The organism is Chitinivorax sp. PXF-14, assembly GCF_040812015.1.
In the GTDB taxonomy this organism is placed as follows: Bacteria; Pseudomonadota; Gammaproteobacteria; order Burkholderiales; family SCOH01; genus JBFNXJ01.
Map to the genome: position 1 here is coordinate 1 of NZ_JBFNXJ010000059.1, position 316 is coordinate 316.

1 protein-coding gene is annotated in these 316 nt (G+C 73.4%); it reads right to left on the reverse strand.

Annotation, left to right across the window (positions count from 1 at the left end; genetic code table 11):
- Window positions 1-316: phage tail assembly chaperone (locus ABWL39_RS20945; protein ID WP_367796168.1), on the reverse strand; the 316-nt coding region annotated here is incomplete at both ends.

Sequence of the window (316 nt, forward strand, 5' to 3'; positions counted from 1 at the left end):
CCTGTGCCGGCACATCGCGCAGTGCCTGGCGGTAGGGCTGCCAGCGCGCGGCGGTGGAGGCCGGGGCGTCACCGATCTGGGTCCAGTCGCTGTCGGCCAGGCGGCGGTCACGCTCGGCACGGGCCTGGGCGGCCAGCTCGGCCTCGCTCGGTGGCGGCGGGTCGACGGCAATCGGGTGGCCGTGGCCGTCTGGCACGATCTGTTTGCCGGCCGACTGGGCGTCGAGCAGTGCGGCGTAGTCCTCGGCGCTGATCTCCACCGCGTCACGCGGGATTCTGCAGTCGGGGTTGTCGATGGCGATCGTCGGCGCGATGGC